This is a genomic window from Pseudomonas sp. GW821-FHT09E12, from assembly GCF_059416085.1.
The window spans coordinates 631410-649281 of the sequence record NZ_JBWKOM010000004.1 but is presented as its reverse complement, the minus strand read 5'-3'; the positions used below and the strand labels follow the sequence as shown (position 1 = coordinate 649281).

Annotated in this window: 10 protein-coding genes; 4 read left to right on the top strand and 6 right to left on the bottom strand. The window is 65.7% G+C overall.

The features are described 5' to 3' along the window. Window positions 1-24 precede the first annotated feature (24 nt). Entirely contained in the window at window positions 25-2337 is a 2313-nt protein-coding gene (pbpC, locus tag AC07PQ_RS14810) for a peptidoglycan glycosyltransferase PbpC (protein ID WP_493185803.1), read from the bottom strand. A gap of 217 nt (window positions 2338-2554) precedes the next feature. Between pbpC and AC07PQ_RS14805 the strand changes: the two genes are divergently transcribed. After that, complete coding sequence (locus AC07PQ_RS14805) at window positions 2555-2848, top strand: hypothetical protein (RefSeq protein WP_007921634.1); 294 nt, start codon at window positions 2555-2557, stop codon at window positions 2846-2848. 80 nt (window positions 2849-2928) lie between these two features. On the opposite strand, the gene AC07PQ_RS14800 is transcribed toward AC07PQ_RS14805, so the two are convergent. Next, window positions 2929-7833, bottom strand: coding sequence for an alpha-2-macroglobulin family protein (locus AC07PQ_RS14800; protein ID WP_493185777.1), 4905 nt, complete (start codon window positions 7831-7833; stop codon window positions 2929-2931). A gap of 189 nt (window positions 7834-8022) precedes the next feature. Between AC07PQ_RS14800 and AC07PQ_RS14795 the strand changes: the two genes are divergently transcribed. Then, on the top strand, window positions 8023-9369 hold the full coding sequence (locus AC07PQ_RS14795) for an MATE family efflux transporter (protein WP_493185776.1): 1347 nt from the start codon (window positions 8023-8025) through the stop codon (window positions 9367-9369). Window positions 9370-9430: 61 nt separating this feature from the next. On the opposite strand, the gene speA is transcribed toward AC07PQ_RS14795, so the two are convergent. The 4 genes from speA to AC07PQ_RS14775 form a co-directional block, all read right to left on the bottom strand. Further along, a complete protein-coding gene (speA, locus tag AC07PQ_RS14790; RefSeq protein WP_007921637.1) occupies window positions 9431-11344 on the bottom strand; it encodes an arginine decarboxylase in 1914 nt (637 codons plus the stop codon). 223 nt (window positions 11345-11567) lie between these two features. Continuing rightward, window positions 11568-11939, bottom strand: coding sequence for a translation initiation factor Sui1 (locus AC07PQ_RS14785; RefSeq protein WP_007921638.1), 372 nt, complete (start codon window positions 11937-11939; stop codon window positions 11568-11570). Window positions 11940-12235: 296 nt separating this feature from the next. Next, window positions 12236-12772, bottom strand: a complete 537-nt coding sequence (locus AC07PQ_RS14780; RefSeq protein ID WP_007921639.1) for an NUDIX hydrolase — start codon at window positions 12770-12772, stop codon at window positions 12236-12238. Window positions 12773-12775: 3 nt separating this feature from the next. Further along, the gene (locus tag AC07PQ_RS14775) at window positions 12776-13843 is read right to left on the bottom strand and encodes a DUF2333 family protein (RefSeq protein WP_007921640.1); all 1068 of its coding nucleotides are present in this window, start codon (window positions 13841-13843) and stop codon (window positions 12776-12778) included. 292 nt (window positions 13844-14135) lie between these two features. Between AC07PQ_RS14775 and AC07PQ_RS14770 the strand changes: the two genes are divergently transcribed. Next, entirely contained in the window at window positions 14136-15800 is a 1665-nt protein-coding gene (locus AC07PQ_RS14770; protein ID WP_007921641.1) for a response regulator, read from the top strand. A 52-nt stretch (window positions 15801-15852) separates the two neighbouring features. Then, entirely contained in the window at window positions 15853-17817 is a 1965-nt protein-coding gene (locus AC07PQ_RS14765; protein WP_493185775.1) for a methyl-accepting chemotaxis protein, read from the top strand. The last annotated feature ends 55 nt before the right edge of the window (window positions 17818-17872 follow it).

Here is a 17872-nt window from a genome sequence, read left to right as displayed (position 1 = left end):
GAAGGCAAGGCCCGCACCGCCCCCTCAATCGATAACGCTGAACTCGACCCGCGCCGTCTGCCCGCCTTCGTCCAGCACGCTGAGTTGATATGGCCCCAACCGTTCGAAGCTGGCGTTGATGCTGTCCTGGTTGGCACTCTCGCCCAGCGGCTCGCCGTTGACGAACCACCAGCGCCGGCCGCTGCCGCCCAGGGCCGACAGCTTGAGCCGCAGCAGTTCCTGGCTGGCCGCCGGGCGGCGCAAGCGATCGCCCTCGCGCACGCCGACGATGGACAACGGCGCCGCTGCCGCCAGGGCCGGCCCCGGGCACCCCGAGTCGTTGGCCGGCAGGCGCGCTTCACGCCGTTCGATGCGCGGCAGCCAGGGCTCCAGCGGCGCCGGCCACAGCGCGATATCCCGCACCTCGGCCCCCGGGCACTTGGCGTCGACCCGCAGGCCCTTGGCATTGACCCAGACTTTTTCCAGCAGGCCGACGCCCAAGGGTTGATCCGCCGCCTGCAAGGTCGGCGGCGTGGTGCCGTCCAGGGTCCAGGCGAAACGCTGGCGGCGGCAGTTCGGATCGCTGCGGCTCATGGGCTGGCCCAGCGGCCAACAGATCGCCGCCACCCCGACATTCATCGGCACCGGCTGCACCGGCGCGCTGATGCCGCGCTGGCTGTCGCGGTTGATCAGCACATCGTGCACTTGCAGCATCAACGGCGCTGCCGAAGCCAGGCCGAACTGGCCCGGCACCGGGGTGCCATCCGGGCGGCCGATCCAGATGCCGATCAGGTAGCGCGGCCCGACGCCAATCGCCCAGGCGTCGCGAAAGCCATAACTGGTACCGGTCTTCCAGGCCAGCACCGGGCGCTGTACCAGCTCGGCTCGCGGGTCGCGGTCCGGGCGCGCCTGGCCGCTGAGAATGCGCCGCACGATCCACGCCGAACCGGGTGACAGCAGCGGCCGCTCGCGCGACACATCGTCCGGTTGCAGGCGCAGGCTCGCGCTCTTGCCGCCACGGGCGAAGGCGCTGTAGCCGCTGACCAGATCCTCCAGGCGGCTGCCGGCGCCGCCGAGAATCAGCGCCAGGTTCGGTTCCGCCAGCGCCGGCAGGGTCAGCGGCATGCCGCCGATGCGCATCTCGGCGGCAAACCGTTTCGGCCCGTAGGCTTCCAGCAGCTGCACCGCCGGCAGGTTCAGCGAGGTGGCCAGGGCGGTGCTGGCCGACACCGCGCCGCTGAAGCCCATCGAAAAGTTGCCCGGCCGGTAGTCGCCATACCGCCGTGGCACGTCCTGCAGCAGCGATTCGGAATGGATCAGCCCGGCATCCAGCGCCATGCCATAAAGGAAGGGCTTGAGGGTCGAACCCGGCGAACGCATGGCGCTGATCATGTCCACATGGCCGAAGCGCCGGGCGTCGTTGATATCCACCGAGCCCAGGTAGGCCCGCACCGCCATGGTCTGCGCCTCGACCACCAGGATCGCCGCCGAGGTGTGTTCCGGCAGGCGCGCGCGCCAGCCCAAAAGCAGGTCTTCCAGGCGCCGTTGCAGGTTGGCGTCCAGGGTGGTGCGGATCAGCGGCGGGCTGTCCGGGCGATTCAGCCGGCGCGCCAGCAAGGGCGCCAGGCTCGGCTCCAGCCGCGGCGCCAGCAACAGGGGTTCCTGCAAGGCTTCGTCCACCGCCGATTGCGGCCAGACCTGGAACTGCGCCAGGCGCTGCAGCACCTTGTCCCGGGCCACCTGTGCCCGCGCGGCATGCCGGTCCGGGCGCAGCCGGCTCGGCGCCTGGGGCAGTACCGCCAGCAGCGCCGCTTCGGCGTGGGTCAGGTGCTGCGGCGACTTGCCCAGGTAAGCCCAACTGGCCGCGGCCACCCCTTGCAAGGTGCCGCCGAACGGAGCGCGGTTGAGGTAGAGCGTGAGGATCTGCTGCTTGCTCAGGTGCCATTCCAGCTGCGCGGTGCGCCACAGCTGGCGCAGCTTGCCGTGCCAGGTTCGCGAGTGGGGATCGAGCAGGCGCGCCACCTGCATCGACAGGGTGCTGCCGCCGGACAACACCCGCCCGCCCGTGAGGTTCTGCCAGGCGGCACGCGCCAGCGCCATCGGGTTGACCCCGGGATGGCTGTAGAACCAGCGGTCTTCGTAGGTCAGCAGCGCGTCCAGGTAATAGGGCGAGACTTCGTCGGTGCGCACCGGATAGCGCCAGACGCCATTGGCATCGGCAAAGCGCCACAGTGGCGTGCCATCCTCGGCCAGCACCACCCGCGCCAGGTCATCCTTGGGCAGCGGCAGCGGCCAGATGCGGTCGGCCAGCCAAAGCCCGGCCCACAGCAGCAACAGGCCGCCCAGCACGGTCCGCAGGATGCGCCAGCCTCGGCGACCGCTTGGTTGCGGCGATGGCAAGCCGGGCGACTGTGCCTGGCCAAATATTCGCCACCAAAAACTGCGCAGGCGCGATGCAACTAATCGAAAAATCAAACCCGCGAACCTCTATGCTTGGAACGGAACTCGCCAGCGCGATTGATGGCCAAAGGCTCAGGTCTGGCAAGCACGCCAACTTTTTCATCAGGATGCACGCATGCAGGTAGAAAGCTTTTTTGAATGGCTCGGCCAGGCGCTGGGCTCGGTCATACGGTTTATCGTCGATGGCCTCAGCGGTCTGTTCAACGCCCTGACCAACGCCGGCGGCAACTTTATCGACGGCTTGTCGCGGGCGCTGGGCATGGACACCTCGATCATCAGCATCATCACCCTGATCGTCGGGCTGATGCTGCTGTACTCGGCGGTCCGCGCCTTCATGCGCGCCTCGATCGTCATGGGCATCATCTGGCTGCTGCTGGGGTTGTGGCTGCTGAGCTGGGTGGTGCACTGACCGATAGACGACCGCTGCGCGGTCGTATCGCGAGCAAGCCCGCTCCTATATAAGGAACGCGCTTGCCGCGATCGCCCTTCTCAACGCCCCTTGATCACCATCTCCGGCAGGGTTTCACCCACGGCCTGCCAGTTCGGCCGGTACATCGACTCCACTTGCGGCGGCGGCACACGGTAAGTGCCGGGCGTGACTGCGCGTGCCAGGTACAGCAGGTGCGTGACGCTGTCGTAGCCGTCCAGGTTCAGCGCCGCCACATAGCGGTCATCGCGGAATTCCTGGTGCTTGAGGCTGGCGTTCTGCATCGACTCGCGCCATTCCTTGACCTGGCTGCTGGCGTTTTCCAGGCTGGCGGCGCTCTGCGCCAGGTTCTGGTTTTCCAGTTCCAGGCCGGCCGGCAGCAGGTCCACCACCAGCGCATCCGGCACCCGCTGCTTGGCGCTGACCGCCAGGTGCACCAGCACCAGGTCGCCGCTGCCCAGGGCCCGCAGGTTCAGTGGCTGGCCGTTCATCCCCAGGTATTCGCGCCGAATGCTCAGGTTCTCGCCACCGGCCAGCGGCGCATGCTGTGGATAACCGGAAATGGTCAGTTGCTGGTACACCGGCTCGCTGCCCTGATTGCTGATCGACAACGGCGACGCCAGCAACGCGCCTTGCAGCTTCAGGCCGGGCTGGCCGTTGTTCAGCTCGCGGCTTTCGGCACCGCTGCTCAGTTGCGCGGTCCAGTTGGCTTCCGGCTTGCCCAGCAGGCCACGACCGGCGAGGAACAGCGAGTTGCGCTCCTGGGTCGACAGGTACGGGCTGGCCGCCAGTTGGTCGGACAGCTCGAACAGCCGCTCCTCGCGCTTGCCCTTGGCCAGGTCGTGCTCTTCCAGCAGCGCCAGGATCAGCGCCTGATCCCGTAGCGGGCTGCCGTAGTCGGCCAGCCAGTCCTTGCTGTTGCGCGAAGCCGCCAGGCCCGCGGTCAAGGCCTGCTCGGCCCGTGGCTGGTCGCCCATTTTCTGCAAGGCGATGGCCAGCTGTACCAATGGCAGGCCGGAGCGCGCATCGGTACGCCGTTCGAACAGGCTGCGCAGCGCGCCCAGCGGCGCCTGCTGACTGCGCGCCAGCACCAACCCGGCGTAGGCCTGCACGGCAAAGCGCGTGTGCTCGGCATTTTCGCTGTAGTTGACCTCGATCAGGTTGCGCTCCTGCAGGTAACGCAGCAGGCGTTCGTTGGCCTTCTTCAGCGCCTCGGCCGGCACCGCGAAGCCCTGGTCGCGGGCCCGCAGCAGGAAGTCGGTGACATAGGCGGTCAGCCAGTATTCCTCCTCGCCGTCCGCGCCCCACAGGCCGAAGCTGCCGTTGTAGCGCTGCATGCCCAGCAGGCGTTCGATGCCCAGCTCGATCTTGCGCTTGCGCTCGGCATCCGGCTCGCCTTCCAGGCCCAGGCGTTTCAGGCTGACGGCATCGGCGTACAGCGCCGGGTACAGGCCGCTGGTGGTCTGTTCCAGGCAGCCGTAGGGGTAGGCCTTGAGTGCGCGGATCTGCTCGCCGAGGTTCAGCGGCGGCCGGCTCGACAGGCTCAACAGTGCTTCACGCCCGGCCGGCTCGAATGCCGCCAGCTCGCCTTCCGGCAGGCTCCAGGGCTGATCCTTGAGTACCGCGCGGTAATGCCTGAGCAACGCCGGGTAAGCCGGTCGCACCCCCAGGGTCCATTCGCGGCTGAACGGCGGCAGGCTCTCGCCCGGAAGGTCCAGGCCATTGACCAGCACCTTGACCTTGCCCTGGCCGAAGCCGCCCAGCGCCCGCACCGGAATCCGCAACGTGGTGCGCTGGCCCTGGGTCAGTTGCACGCTCTGACGGGTTTCGTTGACCAGCGCCAGCTGGCCTTCGGCGCTCAGTTGCACATCGAGTTTCTGCGCCTTGCCCGACAGGTTGGACAGGTCCAGCGCCAGGGTGGTCTGGTCGCCGCCGGCGAGGAAACGCGGCGCCGACAGTTCGGCGATCAGCGGCGCGGCGATCACCGTCTTGCCTTCGGCCATGCCGTAGCGCTCGTCGGTCCAGGCCTGGGCCATCAGGCGCAGTTCACCGTTGAAGTCGGGGATGTCGACGCTGACTTCGCCTTCACCCTGCTCGTTCAGTGTCACCGGCGCGCTTTGCAGGGCGACTATGGTGACGCTGGTGTCCGGACGCTTGCCGCCCTTGGCCAGCGCCGCGTCGCCACCGAAGGCCAGGCTGGCCAGGCGGCCCTGGCCGGCTTCGATCAACTGGCCGTAGATATCCAGCTGGTCGGCGCCATAGGCCTTGCGCCCGAACAGGCTGGAGTACGGGTCCGGGGTCGGGTATTCGGTGATGTTGAGGATGCCCACGTCCACCGCCGCCAGCAGCACATGGGCCTGTTTCGGCACGCTGCCATCGGCGTTCCTGGCCTGGATCTTCACCTTGAGCGGCTGTTTGGGGCGCATTTTTTCCGGCGCCGTCAGGGTCAGGCCGAGCTTGCGCTGGGTACGATCCAGGGGCAGGTGCAACACGCCCACCGCGCGTTTCGGGGTGATGTTGGCCTTGCGCTCGCCGGGGCGGATCACCAGCGCACTGACGTACAGGTCGTGGCGCGCCCATTTCGGATCGAGCTTGATCCCATAGCTCTTGCCTTCGGCCGGTACGTCGATTTCCTGCCACCACAACGGACCGTCGCTGGACTCCACCAGCAGGTAACCCTTGCCGGCGGCCGGCGGGGTCACCGTGACATTGGCGGTGTCGTCGTCGCCATACAGCGGTTTGTCCAGCGCCAGCTTGACCTGGTCGGGCCGCACCGCGCCGCCTTCGGCGTTGTCCTGGGAACGGTAGCCGGCCCAGAAACGCAGGCTGCTGACCAGCCCGGTCTGCGGGTCTTCGACCTCGACGCGATAAGGGCCCCACTCCACCGGGAAGCTGACCTTCGCGGTATCGCCAGCCTTGATGCTCAGGACCTGTTCGTCCTGGGTGAGGAATTTCTCGTTGAAGTGATAACTCCAGCCGTCGCTTTCCGAGTAGTTCCAGTAGTAGTCGCGGCGCTCGCGCACCAGGCGCACCTTGAGGTTGTCCGCCGCCAGCTTCTGGCCTTCATTGTTGGCCACCAGTAGCTCGAACTCGGCCGGGCCGTCGCCGTCGGTTTCCGCACCGTCGAACAGCGCGCGCAGCCCCGGCAACCTGTCCGCCGGCCATACCGGCAGCACCACCCGCCGGGTGATCGGGCGACCGCCCGACTCCTGCAGGCTGCCCTGGACGATCAGTTGCAGCGGCGAACGGGCCTCGGCCCATTTGCTTTCCAGGGCGATCAGTTCTTCGCCGTTTTCATCCAGCGTCGACTCTTCTATCTCCAGGTCCTGGCTCAGCTCTTCTTCGGTGACCGAGCCGAACTGGTAGCCCGGCAAGGCCTTGACCGCCTCGCGCAGCGGCCGCACATAGATCTGGCCGCTCAGGCGATTACCGGCGGCCGGGGCGCCATACAGGTAACGGCCGTTGACGCTGATCTCGACGGTCTCGTCCGGTTTGAGCGGTGTGTCGCTGCCCTTGAGTTCCAGCGCCAGGCGCTCGGGCAGGAAGTCTTCCACAAGGAATTCGTACAGTTGCGGCTTGCCGTCGCCGAGGTCGAACACCAGTTGCCAGCGCCCGGTCGGCGCTTCGCCGGCCAGTTGCAACTGGTACTGATAGAGCCCCGAGGCATCGGCGTCCCAGACGAACTTGCGGCTGACCTGCTCATCCGGCCGGCGCACTTCGACGCTCACCGGCTGCGGCTTGACCGCATTGCCGTCCTTGTCCCGCAGCAGCGCGTTGAGCAGCACGGTTTCGCCCGGGCGATACAGGTCGCGGGGGCCGAACACGAAGAACTGCAACGGATGGGGCTGGGGGCCGCCGATATTGAATTCGGCCAGGTCCAGGGCGGCGCCGTTCAAGCGCAGCAGGCTGGTCTGCTCGCCCTGGTGGGCCAGCAGCACTTCAGCTTTCTTCGGCAGCGGCAACTCGGCATGGCCGCCCTTCTCGGTCTTGCCCTGGCCAAGCACGCGGCCATCGCCATCCAAGAGCTCCAGGCTGACGCCGTCCAGCGCCTTGCCGCCTTCCAGGGCCTGGGTGAAGACATCCAGGCGGTTCTGGTAACGGTGCACCGACAGGCCGATGTCGCTGAGGGTGAACAGGGTTGCCGGTTGCGAATAGTTGTAGGTGCCCGAGGCACGCATCACCGCCAGGTACACGCCCGGCTGTTGCAGCGGCTTGAGCCCGGCGATCGGCAGCAGCAGGGTTTCCCGGGTATTGCGCGCCGGATTGAGGTCGAAGCGGCCGCCATACACCAGGTCGGCCATCGGCAGCAGTTCCCGGGACTCGTAACTGTGCAGGCTGTTATTGCGCCCCCATTGGGCGAGGAACATCGGCAGCGATTCGGGCTTGATACGGAAGAACTCGACGTCGACCTTGTCGACGTTCAGCGCAATCACCGGCAGGCCTTCGGCGAGGCGGGTCGGCAACAGGGTGCCGCGGCTGGCGAACCCGACTGTGGCCTGCAGGTCGCGGGTTTCCAGGCGGCTAACGTATTCGGCGGCCAGGGTCGCGTCGTTCACCCCACGCAGCCCGGCGTCGACGGTCAGCACCAGTTTGCGCTGCGGCTCCAGGTGGCGCAGGCGCAGCTCCATGAAGTTGTCCGACAGCTCCCAGGCGCCGTCGACCTTGCCGCTCTTGCTGTCCACCAGATGCAGCTTGTCGGCGAACTTCTGCTGCGGGTCCAGGGGCACCGAGAAACTCACCGACAGGGTGCTGGCCCCGTCGAGCTGCACCTCGGACACGTCCACCACGTTCAACTCGCGACCGGCGTAGCGTTGCTTGAGCACAGCGACATCCTGCACGGGCCGGGCCTTGGCCGCGGGCACTGCCGCTGTCGGAGCCGAAGGGGTCGCCGCCTTGTCGGAGGTCGAGGAATCGCAAGCGCTCAGCAAGGCCAGCGCACAGGCCAGGAACAATCCTTTGTTAAACATGGGGCACTCATTGGCAGGAGTATCGAAGGGTTGAACTATATCTCACCGCCGTCCGGCTGGCTGTGGCGCAGCGCACATTGATCGACAGAGGGCCTATCACCCGCAGCGTCTTTGTAGGATTCGGGCCGTGATCGGGATGGCATGGCCGGGCGGGCAAGCGGCTACAATGCCCGCTCTCAAGGAGCCTGCATGTCCAGCCTGATTTCTGCCTGGCGCCACCGTCCGACCCATGCTCGGGTGTGGGCGCTGGCCGCGCCGATGATTCTTTCCAATATTTCCGTGCCGCTGGTGGCGCTGGTCGACAGCACCGTCATCGGCCATTTGCCCCATGCCCACCAGCTCGGCGCGGTGGCGGTCGGCGCCAGCCTCTATACCTTTCTGGCCTGGGCCATGGGCTTTCTGCGCATGGGCGCCACCGGCTTTGCCGCCCAGGCCGCCGGGCGCGCCGACGGTGCGGCGCTGCGGCAGATCCTGGTGCAAGGCCTGCTGCTGGCCATGGGTCTGGCCCTGCTGCTGGGCGCCATAGGCGTGCCGCTGAGCGGCGCGGCCTTGCAGCTGATGCAGCCTTCGGCCGAGCTGGACGAAATGACCCGCACCTTCTTCCATACCCGCTTGCTCGGGCTGCCGGCGGCGCTGGCCAGCATGGCCCTGGTCGGCTGGTTCCTCGGCACCCAGAACGCCCGGGCGCCGCTGGCGATCCTGCTGAGCACCAACCTGATCAACATCGCCCTCAACCTGTGGTTCGTGCTGGGCCTGGACTGGGGCGTGGCCGGCTCGGCCAGGGCCTCGGTGATCGCCGAATGGACCGGTGCGCTGATCGGCCTGGCCATGACCCGCCCAGCCCTGCGCGCCTACCCGGGGCAGATTGCCTGGGCGGCGTTGCAGCGCTGGGCCAGTTGGCGGCCGTTGCTGGCGGTCAACCGCGACATCTTCATCCGCAGCCTGGCGCTGCAATCGGTGTTCTTCCTGATCACCGTGCAAGGCGCGCGCCTGGGGGACGCGACCGTGGCCGCCAACGCGCTGCTGCTCAACGGCCTGCTGCTGACCGCCCACGCCCTGGACGGCCTGGCCCACGCGGTGGAAGCCCTGTGCGGTCACGCTATCGGCGCCCGCGATCGCCTGGCGCTGCGCCGTTCGCTGGTGGTGGCCGGCGGCTGGTCGCTGCTGGCCAGCATCGGTTTTGCCGTGCTGTTCCTGTGCGCCGGGCACCTGTTCATCGAGATGCAGACCGACATCGCCGAAGTGCGGCAGACCGCCTTCACCTACCTGCCCTACCTCGCCGCCCTGCCGTTGATCGCAGTCTGGAGCTACCTGCTGGACGGCCTGTTCATCGGCGCCACCCGCGCCCGGGAAATGCGCAACGGCATGCTGCTCAGCGTGCTCGTCACCCTGCCCTGCGCCTGGGCCTTGCAGGGCCTGGGCAACCACGGCCTGTGGCTGACGTTCCTGCTGTTCATGCTGGTGCGCAGCCTGACTCTGCTGGCCTTCGCCCTCGGGCTGCGCCGGCACGACGGCTGGTTCAGCCCGGCCCGCTGAGCTTTGCGGCGCGCATAAAAAAACCACCGCAAGCGGTGGTTTTTCTTGAGCCGTCGAAACCTCAGGAAGACAGGTACGACGAGCGGGTCAGGCCCAGACGCAGGGCGTCGAGGAACTGGGTACGCTCGCTGGCGCTGATCTTCGCGCTAGCCACCTTGTCGCGGTAATGAGTCATCAACTCCTCCGGCGACAAGTGCACGTAACGCAGCATGTCTTCGATGGTGTCATGGGTCTCGATCCCGGCGTGGTACACGGTGCCGTTCGGGTTCTGGTAGATGTTCACCGAGTCGGTATCGCCGAACAGGTTGTGCATGTCGCCGAGGATCTCCTGGTAGGCACCGACCAGGAACACGCCCAGCAGATAGTCCTCACCCTCGTTCAGGCCATGCACCGGCAGGCTGGTCTCGATGCTCTGCTCGTCGACGTACTGGTTGATCTTGCCGTCGGAGTCACAGGTCAAGTCTTGCAGCACGGCGCGGCGCAGCGGCTCTTCGTCCAGGCGATGCAGGGGGATGATCGGCAGGACCTGGTCGATGGCCCAGGTGTCCGGCAGGCTCTGGAACACCGAGAAGTTGCAGATGTACTTGTCGGCCAGCTTGTCGTTGAGTTCGTCCAGTACCTGGCGGTGCGAGCGCTGGCGCGCCTTCAGCGAGTTGTGCAGGCGCCGGCACACGGCGAAGTAGCACTGCTCGGCCAGGGCTTTCTCGGCCAGGGTCAGCTTGCCGTCGGCGTACTGGGCGGCCACGTCGCTCATGTAGTGGGTGGCGCGCCAGTAGGTTTCGGTGACCATCTCGATATCGGTCGGGCCCAGCAGATCCACCAGCCATTGCACGGTTTCCGGCAGGCTTTCCTTGTTCTCGATCAGCGGCACGTCGTCGTTGTGTTTCTCGACGTCGGTCACCTGCACCACCAGCATGGCGTGGTGCGCGGTCAGCGAACGGCCGCTTTCGGAGAAGATGTGCGGATGCGGCAGGCTCTGCGCGTCGCAGAACTCCTTGAGCATGCCGACCACGACACCGGCGTAGTCGTCCATGTCGTAGTTGATCGAACTGGCGTTGCGCGAGTGGGTACCGTCGTAGTCCACGCCCAGACCGCCGCCGACGTCGATGTGATCCACCGGCAGGCCGAGGTTGCGCAGCTCGCCGTAGTAACGGATGGCTTCCTTGAAACCGTGCTGGTAGTCCGCCAGGTTGGCGATCTGCGAGCCCATGTGGAAGTGCAGCAGGCGGATGCCCTGGTCCAGGCCGGCGCCACGGAAACGCTCGACCACCGACAGCAGCTGCGCCGCCGACAAGCCGAACTTGGATTTCTCGCCACCGGTGTCGGCCCACTTGCTCGACGCCAGGGACGACAGGCGCACGCGCAGGCCAACCTGCGGCTTGACCTTGAGCGAGGCGGCCTCTTCGATCACCAGGCCCACTTCGGATTCTTTCTCGATCACGATGAACACGTTGTGGCCCAGCTTCTGGCCCATCAGCGCCAGGCGGATGAACTCACGGTCCTTGTAACCGTTACAGACGATGGTGCCGCCTTTCGGCGCCAGCGCCAGCACCGCCAGCAGCTCGGGCTTGGAGCCGGCTTCCAGGCCGATGGAGACGTTCTGGGTGGCGATGATGTTCTCGATCACCGCTTCCTGCTGGTTGACCTTGATCGGGTACAGCGCGGTGTACTTGCTCTGGTATTCCAGGCGTTCGATGTTGGCGTCGAAGGCACCGGTCAGCTGGCGCACCCGGTCCTGCAGGATATCCGGGAAGCGCACCAGCAGCGGCAGGGACAAGCCGCTCTTGCGCAGCTCCTCGACTTGTTCGAACAGGTCGATGGGCGAGCTGTTCGGGCCGTTCGGACGAACTTCGACGCGACCGGCGTCATTGATCGCGAAATACCCGGCCCCCCAATGGCGAATCCCATAAACACTGCGGCTGTCCGCAACTGTCCATTGGCTGCCATCGTCTTTGCGTGTGCGTCGTACGGACATCGAAGTCCCCTATAAAGAAGTCATAGAGCGCCACCCCGGTCCGGGGCTGGCGCAGTCTAAAGAATGAAAATGACGATTAGCCTGCAACGAGGACATAGACCTCGGTTACAGCGCTGAGTTTAGAAACCGGTCATGAACAGGCTCTGTGAAAACCATGAAGACGACGGCAAGCCTGAATCGGATCAGGGCTGCATCAAGTCGGGGGTGGTTTTCACAGAGGCTGCTAGCCGCCGGACTTCTTCGCCTTGAAACCGTGCTTGATCAGCTCTGCCAAGAGTAGCTCGACATGATCGCCCTGGATCTCGATGACGCCGTCTTTCAGCGCGCCACCGGTGCCACAACGTTTCTTCAACGTGGTCGCCAGTTCCTTGAGCGCGTCTTCGGCCAACGGCACGCCGGTGATGGTGGTCACCGTCTTGCCGCCACGGCCCTTGCTTTCGCGACGCACGCGAGCGATGCCGTCGCCGGCAGGGATAACGGTTTGTTTGCAGATGCAGGCTGCCACCGGCTGGCTACAGTCCGGGCAATGTCGACCTGCGTCGGTGGAAAATACCAGGCCACCAAGGGCGGCGAAGGATGCGGCTTTTTTGGCCACCGGCAATCCTCTTGGGAGGACAAAGACTGGTCGAAGCACATGGCCTGTGCCATCGACCGCGAAGCCCCACTCAGGCAGGGGCAGCGCTACTGGACCGGTACACCTTGTAGGAGCGAGCTTGCTCGCGATGGACGTCAGCGATAACGCGTGCTTTCAGATAGCACCCATCATCCTTGCGTTCTTCGCGAGCAAGCTCGCTCCTACAAAAGCAAGCCGGCTCAGCTTGAAAAAGGTCGCGCAGTGTAACGGCAAAAAGCCGACTTGCTAAGAGCCTAACCGCGCCAATTTATACAACTTTAACGACGCCGCGCCAGATAGCGCTGCAAGGCCGCCAGGGAGTCCGGGCAATAGGGCTTTTCGGTGATTTCCCGCATCACTTCGTCGATCGCAATGAAGCGCGCTTCCAGCACCTCTTCCGGCTGCAAGCGCAGGGGCCCGTCCCAGACCGCCGAAAAGGCCGAACACCAGAGACGATTGTCGGTGTCTTCGAAAAAGAAATGGTCATGGGCGGTCAATTCCACCCCGCTCACGCCCAATTCTTCCTCCAGCTCCCGGGCCGCCGACTCGGCGTAGCTTTCGACAGCCAGCACCATGCCGCCCGCGGCCACGTCCCAATAACCGGGATAAATGGCCTTGCTCAGGGTGCGCCGATGCACGCACAGCTCACCGGCGGAATTGAACAGCAGGATATAGGTGCCGCGCCCGATCAGGCCGCGCTCGCGCAACTCCGAGCGGGCCAGCGTGCCCAGCAACTGGTCTTCGCCATCGACCCAGGCGACTTGTTCGGCATCGGAGGCCGCGCGATGCGCGGCCTCATTGGAGGTAACCACCATGAATCAACCCTGATTGAGCAATTGACGCAAGTCGATGACAGCCGCGTTGGCGCGGGAAATATAGTTGGCCATGACCAGCGAGTGGTTGGCCAGCACGCCGAAGCCGCTGCCATTGAGAATCATCGGGCTCCAGACCGGCTCCTGGGACGCTTCCAGTTCACGGATGATCTGGCGCACGCTGACGGTGGCGTTCTTCTTGGCCAGCACATCGGCGAAGTCGACCTCGATGGCACGCAGCAGGTGCGACAGGGCCCAGGCCTGGCCGCGTGCTTCATAGAACACGTTGTCGATCTGCATCCAAGGGGTTTCCACCACCTCCTCGTCGACCTGCGGCGACTGGCCCGGCGCCGGGGTTTCGGTTTTCAGCGCAGTGTTGAGCTTGACCCGGCCGACGCTGGCCGACAGGCGCTGGGACAACGAACCCAGGCGGGTCCCGACATCACCCAGCCAGTTGTTCAGGTTGTCGGCACGGGCGTAGAACAGCGCGCTCTTCTGGTTCGGATCGGACAGGCGTGCCTGGTAGCGGCTCAGGGAGTTGATGCCTTCCTGGTACTCGGACTCGCTGGACGGCAGCACCCAGCTCTTGTTGTCGAAGTTGAAGCGTGGCTCGGCCTTGGCCAGGTCGGCGTCCTCGGCGGACTGCGACTGGGAACGGGCGAAGTCCTTGCGCAGGGCCCGGGTCAGGTCACGGACCTGCACCAGCACGCCGTATTCCCAGCTCGGCATGTTGTCCATCCACAGGCCCGGCGGGAAACGGTCGTTGGAGATATAGCCACCCGGCTTGTTCAGCAGGGTGCCGGCCACGGTCTTGAGGGTTTCCACCGTGGTGTAGCCCACGACCATCTGCTTGCCTTCCTTCTCGGCGGCAATTTGCGCGCCTTGCTGGACGGGGAACAGCGACGGTTCCTGGCTCCAGTACCAGCCCAGGGCACCGGCCACCAGCAGGTACAAGGCCACCAGGGTGCCCAGGGCGCGGCTGAACAGCAGGCCACCAAAGTAGCTGCGTGTCGCCGACGTGGGTTCGGCAGCACGATCCGGCGCGCTGCCCGCGCGGTTCTTCCAGTCCAGCATGGCTATATCCTTTCAATCACTTGGGTTCATCGGTTCGACCACAACCCTACTCCATCGTGCCTCGAACCGAACGGATTAAAAATCATCCGCCGCGCAAGGCGCCACATGCCGGGTGTACATCGAGCGGCCACTATAAATGAAGCACAGTTCAGAACCTATGCGACCAGTCGGTCGGGAACTGAATAAGGTCGCTTTGCAGATTGTTGACGTACGACACTCGTACAATCCATAAGAGGTGCTAGCATAGAGCCACCAGTCGATCTCAGCATGCACCCTAACTAGTAGTCAGGATATGACCGAGCCAGAAGACCCCAGCCGTGAGCGCCTCAAGCACCACTTTGCCCAGCGGGTCATTCACCAGGCTCGTCAGATCCTCGAGATATGGCAGCGCCTGCAGCGCAGCGAATGGTCGACCGCCGACATGTCCGAACTCAGCGAGGCCAACCTGCGCCTGCTGCGTTTCGCCGAACGTTTCGAACAACCCGAACATACCCAGCTGGCACGCAGCATCAGCGACTCGCTGGAAGCGGTGGACGCCAACCGCGGACGCCTGAGCAGCGGCCTGATCACCGACCTCAACCGCCTGATGCAACGCCTGTCGCGCACCGGCCTGCGCCATGGCGACCAGTTGGAGCAGACCTTCCTGCCGCCCCTGCGCAAGCCGATCTACGTGATGCTGCAAGACCACGATCGCGGCGAGCGCCTGGCCAAGCAGCTGGAATTCTTCGGCCTCAGCGCCCAGTCCCTGGACAGCATCGCCGCGTTTCGCTCCTCGATGGTCGAGCGCTTGCCGGCGGCGATCGTCATTGACGTCGACTTCTGCGGCAACGGCATGGGCCTGCAACTGGCCGCCGAAGCCCAGGAAGGCCTGGAGCAGAAGCTGCCCCTGCTGTTCTTCAGCCTCCACGAAACCGACACCCCGACCCGCCTGGCCGCCGTGCGCGCCGGCGGCCAGGAGTTCCTCACCGGCACCCTGGAAGCCTCGAGCCTGCTGGAGAAGATCGAGATCCTCACCTGCGTCGCCCAGTACGAACCTTATAAAGTGCTGATCATCGACGACTCCCGCGCCCAGGCCCTGCACACCGAGCGCCTGCTCAACAGCGCCGGGATCATCACCCGGACCCTGATCGAACCGATCCAGGCCATGGCCGAACTGGCCGACTTCCAGCCGGACCTGATCATCCTCGACATGTACATGCCGGCCTGTACCGGCACCGAGCTGGCCAAGGTAATCCGCCATAACGACCGTTATGTCAGCGTGCCGATCATCTACCTGTCGGCCGAAGACGACCTGGACAAGCAGCTGGACGCCATGAGCGAAGGCGGCGACGACTTCCTGACCAAGCCGATCAAGCCGCGCCACCTGATCACCACCGTGCGCAACCGCGCCGCCCGCGCGCGCAACCTCAAGGCGCGCATGGTCCGCGACAGCCTCACCGGGCTGTACAACCACACCCATATCCTGCAACTGCTCGAAGACTGCAGCTTCCGCGCGCGCCGCGAAAACAAGCCGCTGAGCTTCGCCATGCTGGATATCGACCACTTCAAGCGGGTCAACGACAGCCACGGCCACCCCATGGGCGACCGGGTGATCAAGAGCCTGGCGCTGTTTCTCAAGCAACGCCTGCGCAAGACCGACTTCATCGGCCGCTACGGTGGCGAAGAATTCGCCATCGTCATGCCCGACACCGACCTGGAAGCGGCCTGCAAGGTGCTGGATGAAATCCGCCAGCGCTTTGCCGAAATCCATTACCCGGCCCAGCCCCAGGACCTGTGGTGCACCTTCAGCGCCGGAGTGGTCGAACTGCGGGAAGACTCCGACAGCCTGATGATGGCCAGCCAGGCCGACGAAGCGCTCTACCGCGCCAAGGACAGCGGGCGCAACCGGGTCCAGGCAGCGCGCCATCAAAGCGCCACCTTTTCACCAGAATCCACTGATTCGGTCATAACCTTGTAATACAAACGCAATAAGTTCAGGCGCTTACCATTCAAGTCGTTGGTAGGACGCGATGCGCCTGAAGCTGCTGACCAATCTCAATACCCTGCTATTAGTTGCCGTTTGCCTGGCCCTGGGCGCAACGCTCTGGTGGTCGCAACGCGCCCTCGAGCGCCCCTACCTATTGATGGAGCGCTACCTGGGGCTGTCCCAGCAGTTCCAGAACCAGGTGGCGCGCAACATCGAGGACTACCTGGCCAGCGGCGACGCCCTGCGCCTGAGCAGCGCCAGCCAGGCCATCGAAACCCAGCAGGCCCAGCTCGACGAACTGCCCGCGGAACTGGCGCAAAGCCTGCGCCCGAGCCTGTCGGGCCTGGCCGAGTTCAGCAAGACCGACCTGCTGGCCGCCGGCAAACTGGCCGGCGATCCGCAAGCGCTGCTGCTGCAGGCCGAGCGCGAGCTGGGGGCCAGCCTCGAACAACTGAGCCAGTACGCGACCGGGGCGGCCAGCAATCCGAGCGCCGCGACCTACCTGCCGTTGCTGCTGACCGCCTCCCAGCACCTGGGCAAGCTGTCCCTGGCCCGCGACAAACTGGTGAGCAGCGGCCGCAGCGAACTGGCCGCCGATGTCGAGCGCGAAGTGAGCAACATGCGCGCCCAGGCCGAGCAGCTGGAAACCCTGCCGTTGCTGGGTGTCGCGGCCAGCAATGCGTCGAACACCGATGATTTCGCGGCCATGATGGGCCTGGAGAACACTGAGAAGGCCGCCGTCGAAGACGCCGGCATCGGCCTCAAGCGCGAACTCAACAGCCTGCTCGGCCGCTACCCCGCCGAGCTGAACCGCACCCGCGAACAGATCCAGAAACGCGCCGACCTCAGCACCGCCACCCACCTGAAAATCACCGCCGTGCAGCAGGCCATCGCCGAACTGGAACCGGTCGTGCGCGCCCAGCACGGGCAGATCCAGGGCGAAGTGCGGCTGATGCAGGGCCTGATGATCGGCCTGATCCTGCTGATCGCCCTGCTGATCGACACCTTGCAGCGTCGGCTGGCACGGGTCCTGACCAATCTGGCGCCGGCCCTGTCGACCTGGGCCGAAGGCGACTTCAGCCGCGACATCCAGCTGGGCCGGACCAACCGCGAACTGCACGACATAGAAGAATCCCTGAACCGCCTTCGCGCCTACCTGGTGGACCTGGTGGGCACCATCCGGCAGAACGCCGAACAGGTCGCCGGCAGCAGCCGCGCCCTGGCGGAACTGAGCAGTGGCCTGCACGGCGGGGCCGAGCGCCAGGCCGGCGACACCGCGCAGATCCGCGACGCCCTCGGCGAGCTGGAAGCGACCATCCAGCAAGTCGCCGGCGATGCCAGCCAGGCCGCCGATGCCAGCCGCAGTGCCGGAATGGCGGTGGAACAGGGGCAGAAAGTGATCGGCCTGAGCCTGACCGGGTTACATGCCCTGGTCGGCGAAGTGCAAGGCAACGCGCAGATGATCGAACAGCTGGCCGAGGAGTCGGCAACCATCGGCGGCGTGCTCACGGTGATCCGTTCCATTGCCGACCAGACCAACCTGCTGGCCCTGAACGCCGCCATCGAAGCCGCGCGAGCCGGGGAAATGGGCCGCGGTTTTGCCGTGGTCGCCGAAGAGGTGCGCTCCCTGGCCCAACGCACGGCGGGTGCCACCGCCGAGATCCAGACCCTGATCGCCGGCCTGCAGGCCGCTGCCCGGCAATCGGTGGAAGGCATGCGCGCCCAGGTCGAACATGCCGAAGCCACGGCCAGCCAGGCCCAGGCCGCGGACGGCGCGCTGGATGAAATCGTCGGGGCGATCCAGACCATTTCCGATACCGCCATCCGCATCGCCGATGTCACAGCCCAGCAAAGCGGCGCCGTCAGCGAAATCCGCGACCACAGCGAGCGCATCCATCAATTGGGCGGGGATAACCTGCAACGCATCGGCGAAGGCCGCGAACAAGGCGAGAACCTGCTGGCCCTGGGCGGCCAGCTGCACACGGCGGTGCAGGCGTTCCGCGTCTAGCCCTGTAGTCCTGTAGCCGCTGCCGAGCCTGCGAGGCTGCGATCGAGGACGCAGT

Excerpts from the sequence above, each read along its gene's own strand:
- AC07PQ_RS14780 (WP_007921639.1), bottom strand. The coding sequence starts at position 12,772 with ATGGTGGTTACCTCCAATGAGGCCGCGCATCGCGCGGCCTCCGATGCC.
- AC07PQ_RS14800 (WP_493185777.1), bottom strand. The coding sequence starts at position 7,833 with ATGTTTAACAAAGGATTGTTCCTGGCCTGTGCGCTGGCCTTGCTGAGC.
- AC07PQ_RS14770 (WP_007921641.1), top strand. The coding sequence starts at position 14,136 with ATGACCGAGCCAGAAGACCCCAGCCGTGAGCGCCTCAAGCACCACTTT.
- AC07PQ_RS14765 (WP_493185775.1), top strand. The coding sequence starts at position 15,853 with ATGCGCCTGAAGCTGCTGACCAATCTCAATACCCTGCTATTAGTTGCC.
- AC07PQ_RS14795 (WP_493185776.1), top strand. The coding sequence starts at position 8,023 with ATGTCCAGCCTGATTTCTGCCTGGCGCCACCGTCCGACCCATGCTCGG.
- speA (WP_007921637.1), bottom strand. The coding sequence starts at position 11,344 with ATGTCCGTACGACGCACACGCAAAGACGATGGCAGCCAATGGACAGTT.
- AC07PQ_RS14775 (WP_007921640.1), bottom strand. The coding sequence starts at position 13,843 with ATGCTGGACTGGAAGAACCGCGCGGGCAGCGCGCCGGATCGTGCTGCC.
- AC07PQ_RS14805 (WP_007921634.1), top strand. The coding sequence starts at position 2,555 with ATGCAGGTAGAAAGCTTTTTTGAATGGCTCGGCCAGGCGCTGGGCTCG.